A 23,775-nucleotide genomic window follows, 5' to 3' on the forward strand; every position below is an offset into this window, starting at 1 on the left:
CCCGGGGTGCTCACCGGTCGGCTTCGGGGGGCGGAGCCACGTCGGCGCCGGGGGAGTCGGCGCCCTTGCCGGTCTGGCCCTCGGCCGACGCGACCGCGTGGCCGCCGAACTGGTTGCGCAGCGCCGCCACCATCTTCATCGCCGGGGAGTCTGCCTGGCGCGAGGCGAACCTGGCGTACAGCGCGGCCGTGATGGCCGGCAGGGGCACGGCGTGGTCGACGGCGGCCTGCACGGTCCACCGGCCCTCGCCGGAGTCCTCCGCGTAGCCCTTCAGCTCGGCGAGGTCGGGGTCGTCCTTCAGGGCCCGCACCAGCAGGTCGAGCAGCCAGGACTGGATGACCGTGCCGTGCCGCCAGCTCGCGAACGTCTCGGGGACGTTGGTGACGACGTCGCTGGCCTCCAGCAGTTCCCAGCCCTCGGCGAAGGCCTGCATCATGCCGTACTCGATGCCGTTGTGGACCATCTTCGCGAAGTGGCCCGCGCCGACGCTGCCCGCGTGCACGAAACCGTCCTCGCCCTCGGGCTTGAGGGTGTCGAAGACGGGCATGAGCCGCCCGACATGCTCGTCCTCGCCGCCGGCCATCAGGGCATAGCCGTTCTGCAGGCCCCACACGCCGCCGCTGACGCCCACGTCGACGAAGCCGATGCCGCGGGTGCCGAGATCCGCCGCGTGCCGCTGGTCGTCCAGGTAGTGGGAGTTGCCGCCGTCGATCACGACGTCGCCCTCCGACAGCAGGTCGCGCAGTTGCTCGACGGTGGCACGGGTCGGCGCTCCGGCGGGGACCATCACCCAGACCGCGCGCGGCGCCTGAAGCCTCTCCACGAGGTCCTTCAGGCTGCCGACGTCACTGACGGAGGGATCGCGGTCGTAGCCGACGACCTCATGGCCGCCGCGCCGCAGCCGCTCGGCCATGTTGCCGCCCATCCTGCCGAGCCCGATCATGCCGATCTGCATCTGAGCCACCCCTTGACGTCCGCGTCGTCCACCGAGGCACGCGTACCCGTGCAACGGGTCTCCATGCCACGGCCAAAGCGTACGCCCGGGGCGTCACGGTGAGATCAGCTGGACAGGCGGATGGGCATGATGAGGTAGCGGTAGTCCTCGTTGGCGCCTTCGTCCACAGGCTTGCCCGCGGTGAGGATGGCCGGCTTGGTCGGCGTGGTGAACTGCAGCCGGGCGATGTCGGAGTCGATCGCCCCGAGTCCCTCCAGCAGGAACTGGTGGTTGAACGCGATGTTGATCTCGTCGCCGTCGAAGTCGACCGGGAGCGCCTCCACCGCCTGGGCCTCGTCGCCGCTGCCGGCCTCCAGGACGACCTCTCCGCCGCGGAAGGCCAGCCGTACGGGGGTGTTCCGCTCGGCGACGAGCGCGACGCGCTTGACGGCCTCGACGAACGAACCTGTGGACAGATCGGCGCGGGCGGAGAACTCGGTGGGCAGCAGCGAGCGGTACTTGGGGAACTCGGGGTCGAGCAGCCGGGTCGTCGTCCGCCGCCCGGAGCTGGAGAACCCGATCATGCCCTCGCCGGTGCCGCCGGCGGAGCTGAGCGCGATCTCCACCTCCGCACCGCTGCCGCCGAGCGCCTTGGCCGTGTCGGCGAGCGTACGGCCGGGAATCATCGCCACGGCCTGGAAGCCGGGCTGCTCCGGCTGCCACTTCAGTTCGCGTACGGCGAGCCGGTAGCGGTCGGTGGCGGCGAGGGTCACCGTGTCGCCGTCGATCTCCATCCGGACGCCGGTCAGCATCGGGAGCGTGTCGTCCTTGCCCGCGGCCACGGCCACCTGGCCGACGGCGGAGGCGAACACGTCGCTGCCGACCCGTCCGGCGGCGGGCGGCATCGCGGGCAGGGAGGGATAGTCCTCCACAGGCATGGTCAGCAGGGTGAACCGCGCGCTGCCACAGGTGACCACGGCCTTCGCCCCGTCCACAACCAGTTCGACCGGCTGTGCGGGAAGGGCGCGGGTGATCTCGGCGAGCAGCTTGCCCGAGACGAGCACCACGCCCGCCTCCCCGGTCTGCAGGTCGAGGGTCACCTCGGCGGAGACCTCGTAGTCGAAGCCGGAGAGCTTCAGCCGCTGGTCTTCGGTCACCTCAAGCCGCATGCCGGCGAGCACCGGCACCGAGGGACGGGCCGGAAGGCTCCGTGCCGTCCACGCCACGGCCTCGGCGAGCACATCGCGATCGATCCGGAACATCACGTGGATCAGCCTCCTGGGTGTCGCTGCATCGTCAGGTCTTCACTCTCCCGCACCTGTGTGCCTCCAGAACCCCTTCTATGGTTCTTGAGTTCCTTAGAGAGAGATACAGGTCCTCGTATTAGGGAGTGTGGATATGTGGATGAGGAGCATTTTCGCAGCTCAGCGGAGATGCTTCATCCACCGGTGCTGTGGGGGAAAGGTGGACGGACCCCCTGTGGACTGTGGGTGACCGCGCTGTCCCCACAGCCCGTCCCCAGGTTCGGGCCCCTCTGTCCACGAGTAATCCACCAGGTTTCCACCGGTTGTCCACGGGGTAAAAGGGACAGCTGATGTGCCTGTGACGAGTACGCACAGGGCGTCCCCAGGCTGCCCACAGGTATTCCCCAAGCTGTCCCCAACATTTCCCCAGAGTTGTCCCCAAGTGGGGGCGGCCTGCCGGCGGGCCGGAGAGGGTGGGGGTAACGCGATTCGGGCCGCGATGAGGCGGCATCCCTGATCCACAGAGTTATCCACAGCCTGTGCACTAAGAGTTGCGTGCGCGCTGCTTGATCCGGGTGGTCAGCTCGTTGACCTGGTTGTACATCGAATGCCGCTCGGCCATGAGCGAGCGGATCTTACGCTCCGCGTGCATGACGGTGGTGTGGTCCCGGCCGCCGAACTGCTGGCCGATCTTCGGCAGCGACAGGTCGGTCAGCTCGCGGGCCAGGTACATCGCGATCTGCCGGGCGGTGACCAGTGCCCGCGACCGGGAGCTTCCGCACAGGTCGTCAAGCGAGACGCCGAAGTACTCCGCCGTTGTGGACATGATGAGGGAGATGGTGATCTCCGGGCTCGCGTCCTCGCTGATCAGGTCCTTGAGGACGATCTCGGCGAGCTGGAGGTCCACGGACTGGCGGTTGAGGCTGGCGAACGCGGTGACCCGGATGAGCGCCCCCTCCAGCTCGCGGATGTTGGTGGCGATGCGGCTGGCGATGTACTCGAGGACGTCGGGCGGCGCGGCCAGGCCCTCCTGGATCGCCTTCTTCCGCAGGATCGCGATGCGGGTCTCCAGCTCCGGCGGCTGGACGTCGGTGATCAGGCCCCACTCGAAGCGGTTGCGGAGGCGGTCCTCCAGCGTGACGAGCTGCTTGGGGGCGCGGTCGCTGGAGATGACGATCTGCTTGCTGGCGTTGTGGAGGGTGTTGAAGGTGTGGAAGAACTCCTCCTGCGTCTGCTCCTTGCCCTCCAGGAACTGGATGTCGTCCACAAGGAGGATGTCGACCGCGCGATAGCGGGCCCGGAACCCGTCCGCCTTGTGGTCGCGGATGGAGTTGATGAAGTCGTTGGTGAACTCCTCGGAGCTCACGTACCGCACCCGGGCGCCGTCGTAGAGGCTCTGCGCGTAGTGGCCGATCGCGTGCAGCAGGTGCGTCTTCCCCAGCCCGGAGTCGCCGTAGATGAACAGCGGGTTGTACGCCTTGGCGGGAGCCTCGGCGACGGCGACCGCGGCGGCGTGGGCGAAGCGGTTGCTCGCGCCGATGACGAAGGTCTCGAACGTGTACTTGGCGTTGAGCCGGGCCGACTCCCCGCTCGGGCGGCCGCCCCGCGCGTCCCAGCGGTTCTGCGCCGGCACGGGCTCCGGCTTGGGGGCGGGAGGCGGCTCGGGCGAGTAGCCGCCCGGCCGCTGCGGGCGGTCCGGCGGGGAGACCTGCTGGGCGGGCTGTGGATACTGCTGGTCCTGTGGATACCGCGGCCCGCCGTGGACCTGCTGCGACCCCTGCGGGCGTCCGTGGGTGGGACCGTACGCCGGACCGTGTGCGGGGCTGTGGATACTCGGCGGAGCGTGCGGCTCGGGCTCGCGCCGGGACGGCCCGTCCTCACCTAAGGGGTAGCGCGGAGCCTGGTGGTGGGGCTGTGGATAATCTGTGGACGACTGCTGTGGATGACGGTCGGCCGGCCCCTGGCCGACGGGGTCCGGAGCGGCCTGAAGTCCCGCGCCGGGATCCACCATCACCGCGATCCGCACCGGCCTGCCGAGCTCCTGCGACAGCGCGTGCACGATCAGCGGGCGCAGCCGCACCTCGATGACCTCTTTCGCGAAGTCGTTCGGGGCGGCCAGGAGGATGGTGTCGTTGATGAGGCCGGAGGGCTGTGTCATCTGGAGGAACGCACGCTGCTGTCCGGAGACGCCCTCGTCGAGGAGGGTGCTGAGCGCCCGAGCCCATACAGCGTTGAGATCGACGCCTTCCATGGCTCGGCCCCTCCTCCCTTTGCGCGGCCCCGTCCGCCGCCGCGATCCGTGCCGTGTTCCCGTCCGGTACGCCTCACGGCACCGGCCCTCTTCCGAATGCCTGATCCACACGTGATCCACACGCTGTGCACAGGCCGCGTATTCTTCCCGGGCACATCCACGCTGATGAGGGGAAGGGCCGGACGGCCGACAGTAGCGGTGTGCACATCCGCGTTCAAGGCGTTGTCCACAGCCTAGTGGGCCATGGTCGCCCGCCGTACTCGGTTGGCGGCACGGGTGTCGGTTTGACCTGACGTAGGGTGGCCCCGTAACGTGTCCCGGTCGGCTAATCACGCGACGGCTATTTCGCATGCCCGCGCATATGACAAGCCGCGTGACATTGGATTGTGCCGCGTCCGCAGCCCGCGGGCGTACCTGAAGCCTGGAGCCCACTCGTGAGCAAGCGTACTTACCAGCCGAACAACCGTCGCCGCGCGAAGACCCACGGCTTCCGGCTGCGCATGCGCACCCGGGCCGGCCGCGCCATCCTGGCCGCGCGCCGCCGCAAGGGCCGCGCCGAGCTGACGGTCTGACGACCAGTCGCCGCCCGCTCGTGCCCGGCGCCCCTCGCGGCGCCGGCGGAGCGGGCGGCCGTACGTCGAGGAAGGCCCGGTGCTGCCGTCCGCGTCCCGCATGCGTCGGGGTGACGAGTTCGCCGACGCGATCCGCCGTGGGCGACGCGCCGGGCGTCCCACCCTGGTCGCACATCTGAATCTGCGCGACGCCGACGAGCCACCGCTGGTCGGCTTCGTCGTGAGCAAGGCGGTCGGTGGCGCCGTGGTGCGGAACCAGGTCAGGCGCAGGTTGAGACACCTCATGCGGAGCCGCCTGCCGATGCTGCCGAGAGGTAGCCTCTTGGTGGTACGCGCCAATCCACCGGCCGCGTCCGCGCGCAGCGAGCACCTGGCCGCCGAACTCGACGTCGCGCTGAGTCGTTTACTCCGGCGGCGCGGGTCCGATGCCCGGACCCCGACGGATGGACGGTCATGACAGCGCAGCATCCGACCCCGGCCGAGTCGCCCGGGGAGGCCGACCGGCTCGGAGGCGGGCTGGTCGCCCGCCTGCTGCTCGCGCTCATCCGGTTCTACCGCGCATTCATCAGCCCGCTGCTGGGGCCGAGGTGCCGGTTCGAGCCGTCCTGTAGTGCCTATGGTCTCGAGGCCGTCGCCGTTCACGGAGCGGCGCGCGGGGTATGGCTGACCGTCAGGCGTATTGGACGGTGCCATCCGTTCCATCCTGGAGGTTTCGACCCGGTGCCCCCACGCCGAGTCCGGTCTCACGACGAAACGCAAGGGAGCTAGCTCGGTGGAGCTGCCATTCCTGAATTGGCTGTATACGGCTGTGGCCCAGGTGATCACCTGGATCCACGGCGGTTACAGCACCTTCATCCCCGCCAGTAGCGGTCTCAACTGGGCGCTGACCATCATCACCCTGACCGTGCTGATGCGTCTGCTGATCTTCCCGCTCTTCATGAAGCAGATGCGCTCGTCGCGGAAGATGCAGGAACTCGCGCCCAAGGTGCAGGAGCTGCGCAAGAAGTACAAGAACGACAAGCAGCGCATGAACCAGGAGGTCATGAAGCTGTACCAGGAGGCCGGCACCAACCCTCTTGGCGGCTGCCTCCCGATCGTCGCACAGTTCCCGATCTTCATCTCGATGTTCACCGTGCTGCGGGCCATCGCCGAGGACCGCCCCGCCTTCGGCATGACAAAGGAACTGGTGAACAGCGCGCGTGCCGCGCACGTCATCGGCGCGCCGCTGGCGGCGAAGTTCTTCGACAGCGCGGAGGTCATCAGGGGCCTCGGCGCCGAACCGGTGCTGACGAAGATCGTGCTCGGCTGCTTCGTCGCGGTCAGCTCGTGCACCACCTTCCTCACCGTCCGGCAGAGCGTCACGCGCTCGATGGCGCAGATGCCGGACAACCCCATGGCGCAGCAGCAGAAGATCCTCATGTACATCTCGCCGCTGTTCGCCATCTTCAGCCTGAACTTCCAGCTCGGTCTGATCCTTTACTGGGTGACCACGAACCTGTGGACGCTCGGCCAGCAGCACTGGTTCTACAGCCGCCACCCCATGCCGGTCGTGGATGAGAAGGGCAACATCACCACCCCCGAGCCGTCGAACGGCGTCTTCACGAGGCTGATAGGTAAGCCCAAGACCACCGCGGCTCCCGAGGCCGAGCCCGAGCCCGCCCCCAAGATCGTCCGCCAGCAGCCGACGCGCCAGCCCCGCAGCAAGCGCACCGGCAGCAAGAAGCCGTAGGAGAAGGAGAGTCCGGACGTGACCGAAGCTGGGGAGACCCTCAAGCCCGCTCCCGACGTCGACGCCCTGGAACAGGAGGGCGAGATCGCGGCCGACTACCTGGAGGGCCTGCTCGACATCGCCGACCTGGACGGCGACATCGACATGGACGTGGAGGGGGACCGCGCCATGGTGTCGATCGTCGGGATCAAGGGCGACGATCTCGTGGGCTCCGGCGGAGAGGTGCTGGAGGCGCTGCAGGAGCTGACGCGTCTCGCCGTGCACCGCCAGACGGGGGAGCGTTCCCGGCTGATGCTCGACGTGGGCGGTTACCGGGAACGGCGCCGCGCCGAGCTGACGAAGGTGGGCTCCTCGGCGGCCGAGGACGTCAAGCGTACGGGCGAGCCGAAGGCGCTCACCCCGATGACGCCCTTCGAGCGGAAGATCGTGCACGACGCCGTCGCGGCGGCGGGCCTGCGCAGCGAGTCGGAGGGTGAGGAGCCCCGCCGTTTCGTGGTGGTTCTGCCCGCCTGATCGTTCCTCCCGGTTCCGACTCCGCACGACTCCGGTCCCGCGCGGTTCCACGTCCGCACGGTTTCGAGTTCGTACGGATCCGGGACGTACGGGTCGCAAGCTCCGACGTGGGAAGCCGTCGGTCCCGATCTTCGGGGCCGGCGGCTTTTCCCGTCCCGGCGTCCTGCCACGCCGCGGATGAAGTGACTCGCCGCCCTGCACGGCCGGGGCGGGCGGACCCCGCCGCATGTATCCGCGGCTGACCATCCCCGGCCGGGGAATGACGACTACCCTTGGCCCCAGAGCGTTCCTGGATGAGTGAGTGATGACGGAGAGCAACGACCTGCCCGAGGCGCCCCCGGTGGCGCGTGAGATCTTCACCGGTGAGGCGCTTGAGAGGGCCCGGGTCTTCGCCGAGTTACTCGCCGGTCCCGGAGTGGTGCGAGGGCTGCTGGGGCCGAGAGAGGTGCCCCGGATCTGGGACCGCCATCTGCTCAACTGCGCCGTGGTCGAGGAGGCGGTTCCGCCGGACTCGACCGTCGTCGACATCGGCTCCGGCGCCGGCCTGCCCGGCCTGGTGCTCGCGATCGTCCGGCCCGACGTGACCGTGACGTTGCTGGAACCACTGCTCCGCCGCACGGTCTTCCTCTCCGAGTGTGTCGAGGCGCTCAAGCTCGACAACGTGGAGGTGTTGCGCGGACGCGCAGAGGAAATCGCACACAAGAGGGTCTTCGATGTCGCGACCGCACGGGCGGTGGCGCCGCTCGACCGTCTGCTCTCATGGTCGATGCCGCTGCTACGGGAAGGCGGCGAACTTCTGGCGATGAAGGGGGAGCGGGCGCAGGAGGAACTGGAGGCCGCCCGTCCCCACCTCCAGTCGTACGGAGTGAGGCACGTCGAACTCGTGACAGTGGGGCACGGTAGGGTCGAGCCGCCCGCGACCCTTGTTCGCGTCGTCGCAGGACGACCCCCGCGAGCGGACACGCGGAGGCGACGGAAGAGGTGAGCCGCGTGGCGGACGCCGGATCAGGCGATGTGAAAGCGGGACTGGGTTGGCCGGAGACCCGGCTCCCCCTACGCTGGGAGATCGCGACAGCAGGCCGGTCCTCCGGGGTTGGCTGGCCTCGTCTCCCTGCTTCGCCGGTCGAAAGGACGACGACCGTATCCCCGAGCCCCCTTAGCCCTGGCGATTCGCCGCTGGTACGAGAGGCACTGAGTTCTGTGGTTTCACGTGAAACAGCCGCGCCCCCGCAGGCGGCTGCGCCTTCCGTCGGTTACTCGACGCGTGACGAGGGGAGCTGGCCCCGGCCTCCTCGCTGCCGGGTGATGACGGTGGCCAACCAGAAGGGTGGCGTGGGCAAGACCACCACGGCCGTCAACCTGGCGGCGGCACTGTCCATGCACGATCAGCGCGTTCTCGTGATGGACCTGGACCCGCAGGGAAACGCGTCGACCGCGCTCGCGACCGAGCACCGGTCGGGGATGCCGTCGGTTTACCAGGTCCTGGTGGACGACATGCCGCTGTCGCAGATCGTGAACCCCGTTCCCGACATGCCGAATCTCTACTGCGCCCCCGCCACCCTCGACCTCGCGGGTGCGGAGATTGAGCTTGTCCCCATGGTCGGCCGTGAGACCCGGCTGCGGAGGGCGCTGGCGGCCTTCGACGCCATGGAGTTCGACTACATCCTCATCGACTGCCCGCCGTCGCTGGGCCTGCTGACGGTGAACGCCATGACGGCGGCGCAGGAGGTGCTGATCCCCATCCAGTGCGAGTACTACGCCCTGGAGGGTCTCACCCAGCTCATGCAGAACGTCGAACTGGTGCGTGCGCACCTGAACCAGACGCTCGCGGTCTCGACCATCCTCCTCACCATGTACGACGGCCGTACGCGCCTGGCGTCTCAGGTGGCGGAAGAGGTGCGGTCCCACTTCGGCGACACGGTGCTCGACGCGGTCATCCCCAGGAGCGTCCGCGTCTCCGAGGCGCCCAGCTATGGCCAGTCGGTCATGACGTACGACCCGGGATCCAGCGGCGCGCTCGCGTACATGGGAGCCGCCAAGGAGATCGCCTATCGTGCGGCGGCCCTCGCCGACGCCTGACAGCCGAGGTCGGAGAGTCCGGGTTGAGAGGACATCCGGCGGCCGGCGGTCTCTTTCCGGGGCATGGGCGGCGGCCCGATCGCGGGTTGTGCACAGCTCCATGTCTGAGGACTCGTGCGGAGGCGTCGCAGCGGTACTCTCTCCTGGTGTGTGCGTGCCGGTGCCCAGTGACCCCGAGTCGCTGGGCACCGCCTTCTTTGCGGGTGTGGGTATGAAGGAGCAGCGGTGAGCCAGCAGCGTCGGGGACTTGGCAAGGGTCTTGGGGCACTGATCCCCACGGGACCGATCGTCGATCCGTCGCCTGTGGCGAGCGTGCCGTCCACTGCCGGTCTGCCGTCACCCACTTCGGGTGCCGGCATGACAAACGGTGGGATGACAGGTGTCGGCGAAACGGGCCTGCGGCCGGTGGAGGGCGCGTACTTCCAGGAGATCGAGGTCGGGTCGATTTCTCCCAACCCCCGCCAGCCGCGAGAGGTGTTCGACGAGGACCGTCTCGACGAACTGTCCGCCTCCATCAAGGAGGTCGGCCTGCTGCAGCCGGTCGTCGTACGGGCGGTGCCGGACGGCCGCTTCGAGCTCATCATGGGGGAGCGGAGGTGGCGCGCGTCCCAGCTCGCCGGCCTCGACCACATCCCCGCGATCGTCCGCAGCACGCAGGACGACGAGATGCTCCGTGAGGCGCTCATCGAGAACCTCCAGCGCGAGCAACTGAACGCGCTGGAGGAGGCGGCGGCCTACCAGCAACTTCTGGACGACTTTGGCGCCACTCATGAGGTGCTCGCCAGGAAGGTGGGGAGGTCCCGCTCGCACATCAGCAACACCCTGCGACTGCTGAACCTCCCGCCGGAGGTGCAGCGCAGGCTGGCGGCGGGGGTCATCAGCGCCGGGCACGCGCGTGCACTGCTGACGCTCAGCGACCCGGCCGCCCAGGAGCGCCTGGCGAGCCGGATCGTGGCGGAAGGGCTGTCGGTCCGGACCGTCGAGGAGATCGTGGCGCTGGGGGAGGCGACCGCGGGCCCGGCTCCCCGCAAGCCGCGGGAGAAGAAGCCGACGGCTCCGGCTCTGCGGGATCTGGCCGACCGGCTCTCCGACCACTTCGAGACTAAGGTGAAGGTCGATCTCGGCAGCCGGAAGGGCCGCATCGTGGTCGAGTTCTCCACCATCGACGATCTGGAGCGCATCATCGACACGATGGCCCCCGAGGCCGCCAACGCGATGCGGGGCGCGGGCATCGCCCCCGAATAGCCACCGAGTAGCCGCTGTTTCACGTGAAACAGCGCCACTGCCGACGCGCGAACCGCCCTCGATGTGCTCAGGGGCGGGCGACGACGAACCGTGGAGGCGGGATGACCGGTGAGGCTCCCTTCCGGGTAGGGCTTCGAGTCGAGGACGTGAGTGCGGCGGCCGCGTTATACGAAGGGCTGGGATTCGAGCAGACCGGGACGCTGTCCAGCCCCGACGGCCGGACAATCATGGCGATCCTGCGGCGCGGCGATCTCCAGGTGCTCGTCGATGCCCTGACGGGCATGCCGTTTCCCGACAGCGAGCGTGAACGAGGCACCCTGGCCGGTCCACGAGGCTTGGGCGTGGTCATCGGCGTCGCGGTGGACGACGTGGGAGCGGTCGTGGACTACTGCCGATCGGCCGGTTGTGAGATCGCCACCGACCCCGTAGACGCCCCGTGGGGGGAACGGTACGCCGAGGTCGTCGATCCGTACGGTTACGCGTGGAAGTTCTTCCAGGTGCTTCCGGATCCGCCCCACGACAGCTTGGGTAGCGCTTACGACGGCTGGTTCGGCTGACCCCATCGCCTCGGCCGCCCCATGCGTGCCTGTAGACACGCATGGGGCGGACGCTCTGTCGTGTGTTTCACGTGAAACACGACTCAGCGGCGAGCCGCGGCAAGCTCCAGGAGCCCCTTGCACAGGGTTCCCAGGTCCCGATGGGCCGCTTCGGCGGCCATCGGCAGCAGGGAGGTCTCCGTCATGCCGGGGGCGACGTTCACCTCAAGGAAGTACGGTTTGCCGGTGGCGTCGACGATGATGTCGGTGCGGGAGACGTCACGCAGACCCAGCGCCGCGTGCGCGGCCACGGCCATCCCCGCGCACGCCTCGGTGGCCTCGGGGGAGAGCCGGGCAGGCGCGAAGAACTCCGTCTGGCCGGCCGTGTAGCGGGCGGCGTAGTCGTAGACGCCGCGGTCGGGCACGATCTCCACCGGAGGCAGGGCGACCGGGCCGTCGCCGAGATCCACCACGGAGACGGCGACCTCCACGCCCTGCACGTACTGCTCGATCAACGCGGTGTCCCCGTAGGCGAAGCAGCCGACCATCGCGGCGGGCAACTCCTCGGCGCTGCGGACGATCGACGCGCCGAGCGCGGATCCTCCACGTGAGGGTTTCACGAACAGAGGCAGTCCGAGGCGGTCGACGATGCGGGCGAGCACCGCGGTCGCGCCGAGGTCGTGGAACGTCTCCTTGGGCAGAGCCACCGAGTCAGGGGTGTTGAGCCCCCAGGATCGGACGACCGCCTTGGCCGTGGGCTTGTCGAAGGCGACCCGGCAGGCGTCCGGCGTCGCGCCGACATAGGGCACGTCGAGCAGTTCCAGGACGGACCGGATGGCCCCGTCCTCCCCGGCGCCGCCGTGCAGGGTGACGAACACCGCGTCCGGCGGGTCCGACAACACGGCGGGCACGAGGGTGGCGTCGGTGTCGCGCGTCTCCACGTCCACACCGGCCGCCCGCAGCACCTCCGCCACCCGGCGGCCGGAGCGCAGGGAGACCTCACGCTCGTAGGAGAGCCCTCCGGCGAGGACGAGCACGTGACCCAGATCGCTCATGCCGCCTCACCACCGATGCGGGCGAACACGCCGCCAGTCTGGATCAGGTCATCCCGCAACGCACGCGCACGCAGGCCGGGAGACGCCGCGCGGCTCTCGGAGGCACGACCCCCGATCCGCCGGTGATCGGCGTTGCCCGGCCCGGGGCGCGTTTCCCTCCGCGGATGTGCGGGGGGTGATCCTGCGGTCATCGTTCGCTCGCTCACGAAGAGGGCCTTTCTCGCGTCGAGGAGTCGGTACGGCCAGCCTGAACAGGCTAGTGCCCTCCTGGCGGTCGCCGCCCGGGCCCGACCACGACGGGAGGGGCCGAAGGCGACGACGTCCCAGTAGGAGAGGCTACGCCGGTTCAGGCGCGGGCCGTACCGCGCCTGAGCGAGACAGGCCGGGCGCTTCCTAGGCGAGGTCCGGGCCGGGGGTGTCCACGCCCCCCTGCCGCGGGATGGAACCGGTGCCGAACGTGTCCCGCATCCTGAGCTCCTGCTCGATGACGCCGGCGAGGCGGCGTACGCCTTCCTTGATGCGGTCCGGCTCCGGGTAGCAGAAGGACAGCCGCATGTTCCGCGTGCCGCCGCCGTCGGAGTAGAACCCGGTGCCGGGCACGAAGGCGACCCGTTCGGCGATGGCCCGGGGGAGGAGAGCCTTCGAATTGAGCCCCTCGGGCAGCGTCATCCAGACGAAGAAGCCGCCGGCCGGGCGGGTCCACGTGCAGCCGGGCGGCATGAACACCTCAAGTGCGCTCAGCATCGCGTCACGCCGCTCCCGGTACAGCTCCCGGAACGTCTTGATCTGCTCCCGCCACGGCTGGGTCGTGAGGTACTGTCCCACGGCGAGCTGGGTGAACGTCGAGTGCGACAACACCGCCGACTCCATGGCGAGGACCAGCTTGTCGCGGATCGCGTGAGGGGCGACGGCCCAGCCGACGCGGAAGCCCGGGGCCAGGGTCTTGGAGAACGAGCCGAGGTAGACGACACCATCGGGATCGTCGGCCCGCAACGCCCGCATCGGCTCTCCGTCGAACCCGAGCAGGCCGTACGGGTTGTCCTCGACGACGAGCACGCCGGCCCGGCGGCAGATCTCCAGCACCTGGCGGCGGCGCACCTCGTTGAGCGTCACGCCGGCCGGGTTCTGGAAGGTCGGGATCGTGTAGAGGAACTTGATCCGGTTGCCCGCCGCCTGGAGGGCGTAGATGGTCTGCGCGAGCGCCTCGGGAATCAGGCCCTGGTCGTCCATCGCGATGTGGACGACCTTCGCCTGGTAGGCCGCGAACGTGCCGAGGGCCCCGGCGTAGGACGGCCCTTCGGCGAGCACGACGTCACCGGGGTCGATGAAGATGCGGGTGATGAGGTCGAGCGCCTGCTGGGAGCCGACGGTGACCATGATGTCGTCGGCACCGGCTTCGATGCCCTCGAGGCGCATGACCTCGCAGATCTGCTCCCGCAGGGCGGGGTCGCCCTGGCCGCCGCCGTACTGCAGGGCGACGGAACCGCGGGTGGCGACCAGATCGGCGACGAGATCGCCCACCACGTCGAGGGGAAGGGCCGTGATGTAGGGCATGCCGCTGCCGAGCGAGACCACCTCGGGCCTCGAGGCGACGGCGAAGAGAGCTCGGATCTCGGAGGCGACCATCCCGGCGGCGCGGGCGGCGTACCTGTCGACGTAGGCGTCAATGCGCGACCCGTGAGCCGCGTTCGTCCGACCGTGATCAAGCTCATGCGTCACGGTCCACCTCCGATCACATAGCCGAGAAATCCAGAGTACGGTAACGCGCCACGCTGCTCACAACAGGGTATTGACCATCACAGACCTCTTTTCCTGCATTCCTGCCTCACTGGTTTCACCCTGAGGACGGAAGTAAACGGTCAGCTGTGGCTCTTGTGGCGTACGCGCTCCCGCCCTGCCGCTGAGTTACGATGCGTGCAGTAGACGCCGTATTCGCGCGCTTTTCTGGCGGGACCGCTAGCGGGGATTGGGGCATCACGTGTCGCGTCGGCTGGTCAATGTCACCCTCGACAACCTCGATGACCTGCCGCGCCGGTGCCGGCGATGCGTGTTCTGGGAGCTCGACCCCGTCAGCGGGGAGCGCGCGGTGGAGGCGGGCGACCCGGGCCTGGAGAAGGAGGCGTGGATCTCCGCGACCCTCCTCGAATGGGGGAGCTGCGGCAAGATCGCCTACGTCGACGGCGTGGCGGCCGGCTTCGTGCTCTACGCGCCGCCGCTGTACGTCCCCCGATCGGTGGCGTTCCCGACCTCTCCGGTCAGCTCCGACGCGGTGCTGCTGATGACCGCGCACATCGTGCCGGAGTTCTCCGGCGGCGGACTCGGCCGGATGCTCGTGCAGGGCGTCGCGAAGGACCTGACCCGCCGCGGCGTACGCGCGATAGAGGCCTTCGGCGACCTCAAGTGGGAGCAGCCCGGCTGCCTGCTCCCGGCGGACTATCTGCTCTCGGTCGGGTTCAAGACCGTCCGCCCGCACCTGCGCTTCCCCCGGCTCCGTCTGGAGCTCAAGACCGCCGTCTCGTGGCGTGAGGACGTCGAGGTGGCCCTGGAGCGCCTACTCGGCTCGATGTCCCCGGAGCGGGCGCTGCGGCCCGTCTGAGACGATCTCAGGCCCGGACCGGGCATCCCAAATGACCCAGGACAAGACGGAGCCCCCAGCGCAAGGCGCGGGGGGCTCCTGCCAGGCTTCGCCCGGGGCGCGTCAGAGGACGCCCTCCAGCTCGCGCAGCAGCATGGCCTTCGGCTTGGCGCCGATGATCTGCTTGACGACCTCGCCGCCCTTGTAGACGTTCATCGTCGGGATCTGCAGCACGCCGTAGTCGCGCGGCGTGGCCGGGTTCTCGTCGATGTTCAGCTTGACGATGGTCAGCCTGTCCGCGTTCTCGGCGGCGATCTCCTCGAGGATGGGCCCGACCTGGCGGCACGGACCGCACCACTCGGCCCAGAAGTCGACGAGAACCGGCTTGTCGCTCTTGAGGACCTCGGCCTCGAAGCTCGCGTCCGTCACGCTCTTGATGGCGCCCAAGGTAACTCTCCCCTTGTGTCTGGTGTGGTGGGTGCAACCGCGGGAACGGTCACCGCATTCCCGCGGTCACCCGGAACCTCCCGCGGCCGCCCGGAAACGGTCTCAGGCGTTCAGCGTCAGCCAGCGCTCGGCGTCGAGCGCCGCGGAGCATCCGGTCCCGGAGGCCGTGATCGCCTGGCGGTAGATGTGGTCGACGACGTCGCCCGCCGCGAACACACCGTCGATGTTGGTCCGGGTCGTCGGCGACTCCACGAGGACGTACCCCTCGTCGTCGAGATCGATCTGGCCCTTCAGCAGTTCCGTACGCGGCTCGTGGCCGATGGCGATGAACAGCCCCCCGACCGGCAGGTCGGTCTCCTCACCGCTCTTGAGGTTGCGCACGCGCACGCCGGAGATCCGGTCCTCGCCGAGCACATCGACGACCTCGCTGTCCCAGACGAAGCGGATCTTGTCGTTGGCGAACGCACGGTCCTGCATGATCTTGCTGGCGCGCAGCGTGTCCCTACGGTGGATCACGGTGACGGTACGGGCGAACCGGGTCAGGAAGATGGCCTCCTCCATCGCCGTGTCACCGCCGCCGACGACCACGATCTCCTGGTCGCGGAAGAAGAACCCGTCACAGGTCGCGCACCACGACACACCCCGGCCGGACAGCCGCTTCTCGTTCTCCAGGCCGAGCTCGCGGTAGCGCGAGCCGGTGGCGATGATCACGGACTTGGCCAGGTAGGTGTCGGTGTACGTCTTGACGACCTTGGGGTCGGCCTTCAGGTCGACCTCCACGACGTCGTCCGCCACCAGTTCGGCGCCGAAGCGCTCGGCCTGCTTGCGGAAGTTGTCCATCAGGTCAGGACCCATGATCCCGTCCGGGAACCCGGGGAAGTTCTCCACGTCGGTGGTGTTCATCAACGCACCACCCGCGGTGACCGAGCCCTCGAAGACGAGCGGCCGCAGGTCCGCCCGCGCGGCATACACGGCAGCCGTGTAGCCGGCGGGGCCCGATCCGATGATGATCACGTTACGGACGTCGCTCAACGGACTCGCCTTCCGATCCCGGTGTGATGTGCAGTCGCGTCAACAGATCCTAGGCCCCGGCGATTCCCGCGGCCGACCCCCGGCACGCGAAGCACAGGGAGCCCTTCATACGCGAAGCCCCCCGGAGGTCGCGGGGGGCTTCGTCACTGCCGATGGTACGGCTCGCGCCGTACGCCGTGCGCCGCCGGGTGAGGCCCGGAGCGGCGCCGGGTCACCTCCAGCTGGCCAGGCCCTCCGGCCGCAGGCGGCGGCACTCGGAGTCCACGACGACCACGCGTACGGCGTTGATGTTCTTGTCCTCCCAGAACGCCATGATCGTGGCCTCGTTGCCGTTGTACAGGGCCTTGTCGACCCCGATCGGCGTGCGGTCGAGCTCGGTGGAGAACTGCTTGACGCAGCTGTCGAGACCCTCGTCGCTCGAGGACGCGCCGTCCACGCCGGGGCCGACGCCGAAGTAGCCCAGCAGCGGCCCGCGCAGCTCCCGGCTGGTGTAGTTGTGGCCGCTGGCGTACGTCGAGTAGGTCAGCGCCTGCGCGCGGGTCTTCTCCGGGCTCTGGCTCGCGTCACCCTGGCTCAGCGCGGACTGCGCCTGCGTGCCGCCGCCGGACCAGAGCAGGCCGGTGGCGGCGACCCCGCCCCCGGCCACGACGACCGCCGCCGCCGCGGCGGCCACCGCGGGCATCGCCCACGCGCGCCGTCTGGCGGGCCTACGGCCCCCCGTACGCGTCCGGCGCCCGGCCGGTGTGATCGTCCCGTCGCCGGACACGACGCCCAGCGGCCCGGTCGCCGCGGCGACCGGCGCGAGCTCGGGCTCCGGCGCAGGCTCGGGTACGAGCTCCGGCCGCGGCGCCCCGGCAGGGACGATGGATTCGACCGGAGTCTCGACGGTCTCCCACGGCGCGTTCTCCCAGGGGGAGTCGCGCATGACGCGGTCCCAGTCCGGGGCCTCGGCGGCCAGCGCCTGGTCGATGCGCTTGGCGACGCCCAGAGGCATCGCCGGCACCGGCACGGCCGCCAGGACCTCGCGGACCGCGGCCAGGTCGGCGAGGCTCTCCCCGCAGGGGTCGCAGACCGCGAGGTGCTCGCGGACCCGCCGTGCCGTGGTTTCGTCGAGGAGACCCTCCGCAAGTTCGGCGAGAATCTCCAGGTCGTAGTGCGTGTCACCCGTCACGAAGTTCTGCTCCCTTCCCGGATGAGACGCGAGTGAGGTCTGATCGGTTCCGTAGGTGAGAAAGAATCGGGGCCAGTTTGGCGCGGCCCCGCGCGCAGCGGCTTTTCACCGTGCCGGGCGGAACGCCCAGGACCGCGGCGGCGTCGTCCACCGCGTAGCCCATCATGTCGACGAGCACGAGCGCGGCCCGCTGGTCGGGCGGCAGCAGCTTTAGGGCCGCCGTCACCTCCAGGGAGACCTCCCGCTCGCTCGACTGGTCGGTTGCCGGAGCCTCCCGCTCGGCGGCCTCGATGAGCTCGTCGTCGGCGACGGGCCGCACCGACTTGCGGCGCATCCGGTCGAGGCAGGCGTTCACCACGATGCGGTGCAGCCACGTCGTGACCGCCGCCTCGCCGCGGAAGCTGTCCGCCTTGCGGTACGCCGAGACGAACGCGTCCTGCACCGCGTCGGCGGCCTCGTCGGGATCGCCCAGCGTACGCAGGGCGACCGCCCACATCCGGTCGCGGTGCCGCCGGACGATCTCGCTGAACGCGTGGGGATCGCCGCCGAGATGGCGGGTCAGCAGATCGGCGTCGGACACAGCGTCGGACACGGCGTGCCGCGCGTGCTCAGCCGTCGGGGGTGTGTCTGGTGGGGAGTTCACAGGTCCCTGCTATGCCGATCCGGGGGAGTGCACCGTTACTTCGTAGATGGTGCCACGATACTTCCCGAGATAGGGCGGAAGCCGGGTGAACCAGATCAAAACGTACTGACCCGTGGTGGCCTTGCTCGGGGTGAGCGTGACCGTGCCCGAGGCGCCCTTCGCCTCCGCGACGGTCTTGAGCGAGCCGAGATCCGCCGCGTCGCCCACCTTGAGCTGCACGGTCGCGCCGGCGGAGTCGCCCAGGGAGACGGCCACGTCGGCGATCGGGACCGGCTTGCCCATGTCGAGGATGAGCCCGACCCCGTCCTTGAGCCCGCCCAGGTCCGCGCCGAGGTAGCTGTCGGTGTGCCACTCGGTGGACGGCTTGCCGTCGACGGCGAGGCCGGCGATCTCCGGCTTCTCCGCGCCGTCGCCCAGGGGGTCGAACCCGGTCGCGCTCACCGGCTTGACGGCGACCGGCTTGGCCGTGGGGGAAGGCGACTCGGCGACGTCCGGCTGCGTGACCCGCGGGGTGTTGCCGAGGTTCTTGCCCACCGTCCAGGCGCCGACCCCGACGGCCGCCATCACGAGCAGCACGATGACGGTCAGCAGGATCCTGCTCGCCGCGCCGGTCTGCGGACGCGGCGGCTGCGGATGCTGATGCTGATGCTGATGCTGCATCGGCCTCTGCGGCGGCATCGTGGTCACGCCCATGCCCATGCCGTCGGGCGCCTCGGAGCGCAGGTTCAGCGCGGGCGGGGCGGTGTTGACCGGGACCGGCGTCGGACGCGGCACCTCGGCGAGGGCCTCGGCCACCTCGGCCGGGGTCGTCAGCGGAGGCTGGCCCCGCCTCGGCTCCTGCAGCAGGGCCCGGCAGGTGATGGCGTCGAGATAACCCGGCACACCGGCGGTGACCTGCCGGGGCGTGCAGACCTTGCCGTCGTCGAGGGGCGCGGAGGGCAGGCCGCAGTCGGACTCGCCCGGCCAGTGTCCGGTCAGCGCGGCGTACAGCAGGCGGCCCAGCCCCTCGGCGTCCTCGCGGGCGGGTTCCTCGCTGCGGAGGTCGAGGATCGCGGCGTCGACGGCGAGCCCGAGGAGCTTGACCGTCCCGCCGCTCGTCCAGACCAGGCGGCCGGGGGTGAGATGGAGATGGGTGAGGCCCGCCGCGTGGGCGTGCGCCAGCGCCTCGGCGGCCTCGGCCACCAGGGCGGCGCCACGCTCGGGGTCGACCGGCCCGCTCTCCAGCAGGTCGAGCAGCGAATCACCGCTGACCCACTCGCTCACGACGTACGCCGTGCCGTCCTCGTCGGCCGCGTCGAAGACCTGGGTGAGACGCGGGTCGGTCAGCCGGCTCGCCACCCGGGCGGCCGTGACGACCTCGGTGACCCGCGGGAAGTCCGGCGCGAACGTGTGGACGGCGACCGGCCGGGCGAGGATCTCGTCCAGCGCCTTCCACAGGGTCGCGCCCGCGGACTCGTGGACCCGGTCCTCCAGGCGGAACCGGTCCGCCAGCCGGGTCCCCGGTTCGACCGTGGACATGCTCATGCGGCCGCCCCGCTCCGCGGCCTGTCGGCATGCATCAGCCGATGCCGGGTGGTTCCGCCCACGCCTTCCCGCTTCCGCTCGCCGATCCTGACTCCAGGTCGCGCCCCCGGGATCTCGTGCCTGCCGCGGCACCGGACGGAGCACCGCCGGGCCGGATGTCTCCGGTAGGGCAAGATCCGCGGGACGTTTCGCTGGAAGGTGTATCAAAAGTGATGCCCTGCCGCGCCGAATCCCACCGGATTCCCGCTCGCAACGGACGCCGCTTCATCAACACTCCCTGGCGCACCATGCTAGTGCCGTGCCGCTTGTGCCCGCCTTCCCGATTGAAGACGTCCGAACCGGACTTCTGGGTTACCTTCGAGTTGCCGCTTGGTCGTGAGAACTCCTACCGTCCTACCCTGCCCGCCACGAGTCCAATGATGGAACGGACCTCGGGAACCCGCAGCCGGTGCGCGGCCAGCATGTAGAGCATCAGTCCGGCCCCGCCGCCGACGGCGAGCACGACGGCCGAGCTCACCGGCGTGATCGCGGTGAGCTCCCGGGCCAGCCACAGCACCGCCAGCGCGAGCGCGGCGGCCGGGATCGCCGCCGCGTACATCCGGCCCAGGCCGGCGGTGACCTCCCGGCCGGAGAGGCCGCCGATCTTCCGGCTCGCCAGCACCCACGCGACGCCGCAGAGCACGACGTACGTGGCCAGGTAGGCGAAGGCCATGCCGATGACGACGTATCGGTCGGGCAGCGTGAAGTACGCGACCAGGCTGAGCGTCGCGTTGATGGCCACGTTCACCGCCGCCATGATCGCGGGCGTGCGGGTGTCGCCGAAGCTGTAGAAGACCCGCAGCAGGAGCTGGAAGACCGAGAACGGCACCAGGGCCAGGCCGAACACCTGGAGGACGTGGCCGATGTAGATCGCGTTCGCCGTCGTCATGTGGCCCCACGAGAAGATCAGCGTGGTGACCGCCGGGCCGAGCACCATCAGCAGCAGGCTCGCCGGGACGATGACGGACGAGACCAGCCGCACCGCCGAGGCGAACTCCGTGCGCACCTCGTCCAGCCTGCCCTCGGCGACGGACCGGCTCATCCGCGGCAGCATCGCGGTGATCACCGACACCGCGATGATCCCGTACGGGAGCTGGAAGAGCTGGAACGCGTACGCCCAGGCGCTGTTGCCGGCGCCCGGCGCCCGGTCGCCCGCACCGGTGGCGAGCTTGGTGGTGACCCAGAACCCGATCTGGGTGATGCCGGTGTAGCCGAACGTCCACACGGCGGCCCTGGCCGCCTCTCCGAGCCCGGTGCCGCGCAGCCCGAAGCGGGGCCGGAACCGGAACCCGGCCCGGTGCAACGCGATCACCAGCACGATCGCCTGGGCCACGATGCCCGCGGTGGTGCCGAGGCCGAGGAGCGTGAGGTCGCGCTCGCTCACCTTCTCGATGTCGGACGACCCGACGGCGTAGTAGGCGGCCAGGACGCCCATGACCACGATGTTGTTCAGCACCGGCGCCCACATCGGGGCGGCGAACCTGTCCCGCGTGTTGAGGATCGCCCCCGCCAGCGAGCCGACCCCGAAGAACGCGATCTGCGGCAGCATGAACCTGGCCAGCGTGGCGGCGACCTCCACCTTGTCCTCGGTCCAGTTCGAGGCGGTGTAGAGCTCCATGATCGGCTTGGCCAGCAGCACGCCGAGCAGCGCGACGGCCGTCAGCACCACCACCGCCAGCGTCATCAGCCGCTGCTCGAACGCCTGGCCCCCGTCCGGGTCACGGTGCTGCGCCCGGACGATCACCGGCACGACCACGCTGCTCAACACGCCCTGGAGCAACAGGTCGAGCAGGATGTAGGGAATCATGTAGGCCGCGTTGTAGGCGTCGCCGAGGGCGAAGGTGCCGATGGCCGCGGCGAGCATCGCCGTCCGGACGAAGCCGGTGAGCCGCGAGACCATCGTCCCGGCCGCCATGATCGCGCTGGCTCGCAGCATCCTGCTCATGGATGTCCTTCGGGTCACGACGGCCGCGCTCGCACGGCCGCCTCACTCGGGGTGGGCCGGACCAGGGGTCCGCCTACGGTGACTGCGTCCGCTCGGCCGGGACGGCGTCCGGCCGGTCCTCCGGCGGGCCCCCGCCGGCGGTGGTGCCGTCGAACGGGAACGCCCTCCTCGACCTGCGGCGCAGGACGCGCATCACCACGGCGGCGAGCATGATGACCAGGGCCGCCCCGACGATGACGACGGCGATGCCGGTGTAGCCCGTCGCGCGCACGACGACCCGCACGGCGTTGCCGTACGCCACGTCGCCGTCGGTGAGGAGCTGCACCGAGATGCTCGCCTCGCCGCCCCCGCCGCGTACGATCACCGGCACGTTGACGAGCTGGCTCCGGCCGGCGAGGACCCTGGTCGGCTGGGTCCGGTAGGTCCCGTCGGGCGCGTCGATCGCGAGGCGGGACTTGTTCCCCGAGGTGACCCGGATCCTGATCTCGATGTCCTCGTCCAGGTTGTTGGCCACGCTGACCGGCACCTGGCCGTTGCTCCCCGCCACCGAGCGCGGGCTGTCGAGCACGGACACGCCGGTGATGCGCTGGTCGATCGTCTCCTTCACCCGCTGCGCGAAGGAGGCGGCCCGCTTGGCGTCACCCCGGAAGGACGCCGAGGCCAGCCGGAGTATCGCGGCGTGGAAGAGGTCGGTGTGCTCCACCGTGACGGTGGCGGCGGCCTCCGCCTTGCGCTCCAGCTTCCGTACGGTCGCGAGATGGGAGCGGCTCAGCTCCGACTGGCGGTCGCGCTCGGTGTAGGCCAGGTCGTCCCGCGGCGCCTCGCCCCGCCCCGGCGTCACCGAGTCGAGTGAGGTCATGCGCAGCCAGGGGGCGGCCGAGGCGGCCTGGAGGAGGCCGGAGACGAACGCGGGGTCGGGCGTCCACAGATGCGAGCCGGGCACCGCGATCACGGTGGGCGACGACGTCTTCGCCGATCCGGTCGATCCGCCCGGCCCGCCCTGTGTTGACTGGTTTGGTTGGGCCGACCGGTCCGGCAGGCCCGGCTGCGCGTTCGCGCGCTCGAAGGCGATCATCGCGGTCTCGGCGAGGAACCGCTGCCGGGCCAGCATCGCCGCGCCGGGGGCCGAGACGTTCCCGCCGAGGACGGCGCTGAGCGTGGGGTCGGCGAGCAGCGCGGTCAGCGGCTTGTCCGCCACGGAGTAGAGCGTGGCCGCGCCGTCGGGGGTGACCGGAGTGGACGTGAACGCCGCCGGGTCGTCCGGCGCCGGGGCCCTGACCGGCAGCGAGTCCCCGGACAGCAGCACGGACGTCACGCCCGAGATCGCCAGTTCGTCCAGGGTGTCCCGGTCGATCCGGCCGCCGGCCGGCCAGGCCGTGCTGCCGTGGATCTCCCGGCCGAGCACCTCGCTCGCGAGCGCGGCCCCGCGCTGCACCGACGCCGCGGCCTGCTTGTCGAGGCCGAAGTGGACCAGCGCGGTCATGTCCGGATCGGCGTACGGCGTGGCCACGACGGGCTTGCCGGTCAGCGCGCCGCGCAGGCCGTTCAGCCACTGGCCCGCGGCCGGGTCGGCCTCCTTGCGCACGCCGCGCACGCTCCGCGCGCCGGCGGACAGGACGCGGACGTCGTCGAGCAGGGCGGGGTCGACGAACCAGGTGACCTTGTCCCCGGTGTCCTGGGCGGTCTGGAGCAGCGCCGCCAGGCGGCCGGACGCGAGCGACGGGGACAGGTCGTCGTCCATGAACGTCGCGTCGTCGGCGCGGTGCGGCCGGTCCACCAGGGGGAGGGCGAGCGCCAGCTTCACCTTGGGGATCTGCTCGCCCTTCGGGGCGTACGTCAGGAAGGTGCGCTCGATCGCGATCCGCTGACCGGTCGCCGCGTCGGTCACCTCGACCGCGAAGGGATAGACGCCCGCCTGGGACATCCTCAGGTCCTGGGGCGTCACGGTGAACCGGAAGGGCAGCTTGCCCGCCTGGTCGAGCGGCGTGGCCTGGACCTTGGTGTTGTAGTTGGAGGGGGCGTATCCCTGCTCGGACAGGTAGGCCGCCATCTCGTTCCGCGAGGCGAGCGGCCGGTTCGGCGAGTAGCGCACCATGACCTTCACGTAGGAACCCGGTGTGCCGGCGACGGTGCCCGAGATCGTCACGGGGGCGACGGCGTCGCGGAGGACCTCCGGCGTGATCTCGTTCACGACCAGCGGATCGGCCGGAGCGGCGGCGGCCGCGACGGGACCCGCCGGTA

Annotated in this window: 22 protein-coding genes; 10 read left to right on the top strand and 12 right to left on the bottom strand. The window is 70.1% G+C overall.

The genetic code is table 11. The features are described from left to right. Nucleotides 1–10: 10 nt before the first annotated feature. The 3 genes from gnd to dnaA all read right to left on the bottom strand — a co-directional run bounded on the left by gnd (nt 11) and on the right by dnaA (nt 4,429). Nucleotides 11–964, bottom strand: coding sequence for a phosphogluconate dehydrogenase (NAD(+)-dependent, decarboxylating) (gene gnd, locus Mam01_RS17825; protein WP_345530726.1), 954 nt, complete (start codon nt 962–964; stop codon nt 11–13). Nucleotides 965–1,059: 95 nt separating this feature from the next. Next, on the bottom strand, nt 1,060–2,199 hold the full coding sequence (gene dnaN, locus Mam01_RS17830; RefSeq protein WP_204286445.1) for a DNA polymerase III subunit beta: 1,140 nt from the start codon (nt 2,197–2,199) through the stop codon (nt 1,060–1,062). A gap of 523 nt (nt 2,200–2,722) precedes the next feature. Beyond that, nucleotides 2,723–4,429, bottom strand: coding sequence for a chromosomal replication initiator protein DnaA (gene dnaA / locus Mam01_RS17835; protein WP_204286446.1), 1,707 nt, complete (start codon nt 4,427–4,429; stop codon nt 2,723–2,725). A gap of 434 nt (nt 4,430–4,863) precedes the next feature. On the opposite strand from dnaA, the gene rpmH reads away from it, so the two are divergent. The 9 genes from rpmH (at nt 4,864) to Mam01_RS17880 (ending at nt 11,124) form a co-directional block, all read left to right on the top strand. After that, the gene (gene rpmH / locus Mam01_RS17840) at nt 4,864–5,001 is read left to right on the top strand and encodes a 50S ribosomal protein L34 (protein WP_015772801.1); all 138 of its coding nucleotides are present in this window, start codon (nt 4,864–4,866) and stop codon (nt 4,999–5,001) included. 79 nt (nt 5,002–5,080) lie between these two features. Continuing rightward, nucleotides 5,081–5,458: a ribonuclease P protein component gene (gene rnpA / locus Mam01_RS17845; RefSeq protein WP_204286447.1), complete on the top strand. Its 378-nt coding sequence runs from the start codon at nt 5,081–5,083 to the stop codon at nt 5,456–5,458. After that, nucleotides 5,455–5,769, top strand: coding sequence for a membrane protein insertion efficiency factor YidD (gene yidD, locus Mam01_RS17850; RefSeq protein WP_204286448.1), 315 nt, complete (start codon nt 5,455–5,457; stop codon nt 5,767–5,769). Before rnpA ends, yidD begins: the two co-directional genes overlap by 4 nt. A 4-nt stretch (nt 5,770–5,773) precedes the next feature. Then, on the top strand, nt 5,774–6,730 hold the full coding sequence (gene yidC, locus Mam01_RS17855; protein WP_204286449.1) for a membrane protein insertase YidC: 957 nt from the start codon (nt 5,774–5,776) through the stop codon (nt 6,728–6,730). Nucleotides 6,731–6,748: 18 nt separating this feature from the next. After that, complete coding sequence (locus Mam01_RS17860) at nt 6,749–7,243, top strand: Jag family protein (protein WP_204286450.1); 495 nt, start codon at nt 6,749–6,751, stop codon at nt 7,241–7,243. A gap of 304 nt (nt 7,244–7,547) precedes the next feature. Then, a complete protein-coding gene (gene rsmG, locus Mam01_RS17865; protein ID WP_204286451.1) occupies nt 7,548–8,228 on the top strand; it encodes a 16S rRNA (guanine(527)-N(7))-methyltransferase RsmG in 681 nt (226 codons plus the stop codon). A gap of 320 nt (nt 8,229–8,548) precedes the next feature. Next, on the top strand, nt 8,549–9,322 hold the full coding sequence (locus tag Mam01_RS17870) for a ParA family protein (RefSeq protein WP_150933529.1): 774 nt from the start codon (nt 8,549–8,551) through the stop codon (nt 9,320–9,322). Between the two features lie 225 nt (nt 9,323–9,547). Further along, on the top strand, nt 9,548–10,567 hold the full coding sequence (locus Mam01_RS17875; RefSeq protein WP_204286452.1) for a ParB/RepB/Spo0J family partition protein: 1,020 nt from the start codon (nt 9,548–9,550) through the stop codon (nt 10,565–10,567). Between the two features lie 101 nt (nt 10,568–10,668). Beyond that, entirely contained in the window at nt 10,669–11,124 is a 456-nt protein-coding gene (locus tag Mam01_RS17880; RefSeq protein ID WP_204286453.1) for a VOC family protein, read from the top strand. An 83-nt stretch (nt 11,125–11,207) separates the two neighbouring features. On the opposite strand, the gene Mam01_RS17885 is transcribed toward Mam01_RS17880, so the two are convergent. Both Mam01_RS17885 and Mam01_RS17890 read right to left on the bottom strand, forming a co-directional pair. Then, on the bottom strand, nt 11,208–12,158 hold the full coding sequence (locus Mam01_RS17885) for a D-alanine--D-alanine ligase family protein (protein WP_204286454.1): 951 nt from the start codon (nt 12,156–12,158) through the stop codon (nt 11,208–11,210). 393 nt (nt 12,159–12,551) lie between these two features. Next, nucleotides 12,552–13,784 carry an aminotransferase-like domain-containing protein gene (locus tag Mam01_RS17890; RefSeq protein WP_150933920.1) on the bottom strand — a complete coding sequence of 411 codons (1,233 nt, stop codon included), beginning with the start codon at nt 13,782–13,784 and terminating at the stop codon, nt 12,552–12,554. A gap of 352 nt (nt 13,785–14,136) precedes the next feature. Here Mam01_RS17890 and Mam01_RS17895 point away from each other — a divergent pair, with 352 nt between their 5' ends. After that, the gene (locus tag Mam01_RS17895) at nt 14,137–14,754 is read left to right on the top strand and encodes a GNAT family N-acetyltransferase (protein WP_111700089.1); all 618 of its coding nucleotides are present in this window, start codon (nt 14,137–14,139) and stop codon (nt 14,752–14,754) included. 102 nt (nt 14,755–14,856) lie between these two features. Here Mam01_RS17895 and trxA read toward each other — a convergent pair whose 3' ends face one another. From trxA to Mam01_RS17930, 7 genes are all read right to left on the bottom strand, one after another. Next, nucleotides 14,857–15,180, bottom strand: a complete 324-nt coding sequence (gene trxA / locus Mam01_RS17900) for a thioredoxin (protein WP_275409027.1) — start codon at nt 15,178–15,180, stop codon at nt 14,857–14,859. A 102-nt stretch (nt 15,181–15,282) separates the two neighbouring features. Continuing rightward, nucleotides 15,283–16,212, bottom strand: coding sequence for a thioredoxin-disulfide reductase (gene trxB, locus Mam01_RS17905; protein WP_150933524.1), 930 nt, complete (start codon nt 16,210–16,212; stop codon nt 15,283–15,285). A gap of 211 nt (nt 16,213–16,423) precedes the next feature. Next, nucleotides 16,424–17,383 (bottom strand): RsmA family anti-sigma factor, encoded by a 960-nt coding sequence (locus Mam01_RS17910; protein ID WP_204286455.1) that lies wholly within the window; start codon nt 17,381–17,383, stop codon nt 16,424–16,426. Next, nucleotides 17,373–18,026 (bottom strand): RNA polymerase sigma factor SigM, encoded by a 654-nt coding sequence (gene sigM, locus Mam01_RS17915; protein WP_150933522.1) that lies wholly within the window; start codon nt 18,024–18,026, stop codon nt 17,373–17,375. Before sigM ends, Mam01_RS17910 begins: the two co-directional genes overlap by 11 nt. 9 nt (nt 18,027–18,035) lie before the next feature. Continuing rightward, complete coding sequence (locus Mam01_RS17920) at nt 18,036–19,550, bottom strand: protein kinase family protein (protein ID WP_204286456.1); 1,515 nt, start codon at nt 19,548–19,550, stop codon at nt 18,036–18,038. Nucleotides 19,551–19,935: 385 nt separating this feature from the next. After that, the gene (gene murJ, locus Mam01_RS17925) at nt 19,936–21,534 is read right to left on the bottom strand and encodes a murein biosynthesis integral membrane protein MurJ (RefSeq protein ID WP_204286457.1); all 1,599 of its coding nucleotides are present in this window, start codon (nt 21,532–21,534) and stop codon (nt 19,936–19,938) included. Nucleotides 21,535–21,607: 73 nt separating this feature from the next. Beyond that, on the bottom strand, nt 21,608–23,775 hold a 2,168-nt coding region (locus Mam01_RS17930), incomplete at its 5' end, for a hypothetical protein (RefSeq protein WP_204286458.1).

The organism is Microbispora amethystogenes, from assembly GCF_016863015.1.
In the GTDB taxonomy this organism is placed as follows: Bacteria; Actinomycetota; Actinomycetes; order Streptosporangiales; family Streptosporangiaceae; genus Microbispora; species Microbispora amethystogenes.

Bases quoted from the DNA above. Each gene is read 5' to 3' on its own strand.
- dnaA (WP_204286446.1), bottom strand. From the start codon at position 4,429: ATGGAAGGCGTCGATCTCAACGCTGTATGGGCTCGGGCGCTCAGCACC.
- yidD (WP_204286448.1), top strand. From the start codon at position 5,455: ATGACAGCGCAGCATCCGACCCCGGCCGAGTCGCCCGGGGAGGCCGAC.
- rsmG (WP_204286451.1), top strand. From the start codon at position 7,548: ATGACGGAGAGCAACGACCTGCCCGAGGCGCCCCCGGTGGCGCGTGAG.
- Mam01_RS17870 (WP_150933529.1), top strand. From the start codon at position 8,549: ATGACGGTGGCCAACCAGAAGGGTGGCGTGGGCAAGACCACCACGGCC.
- Mam01_RS17880 (WP_204286453.1), top strand. From the start codon at position 10,669: ATGACCGGTGAGGCTCCCTTCCGGGTAGGGCTTCGAGTCGAGGACGTG.
- Mam01_RS17885 (WP_204286454.1), bottom strand. From the start codon at position 12,158: ATGAGCGATCTGGGTCACGTGCTCGTCCTCGCCGGAGGGCTCTCCTAC.
- Mam01_RS17890 (WP_150933920.1), bottom strand. From the start codon at position 13,784: ATGGTCGCCTCCGAGATCCGAGCTCTCTTCGCCGTCGCCTCGAGGCCC.
- Mam01_RS17920 (WP_204286456.1), bottom strand. From the start codon at position 19,550: ATGAGCATGTCCACGGTCGAACCGGGGACCCGGCTGGCGGACCGGTTC.
- murJ (WP_204286457.1), bottom strand. From the start codon at position 21,534: ATGAGCAGGATGCTGCGAGCCAGCGCGATCATGGCGGCCGGGACGATG.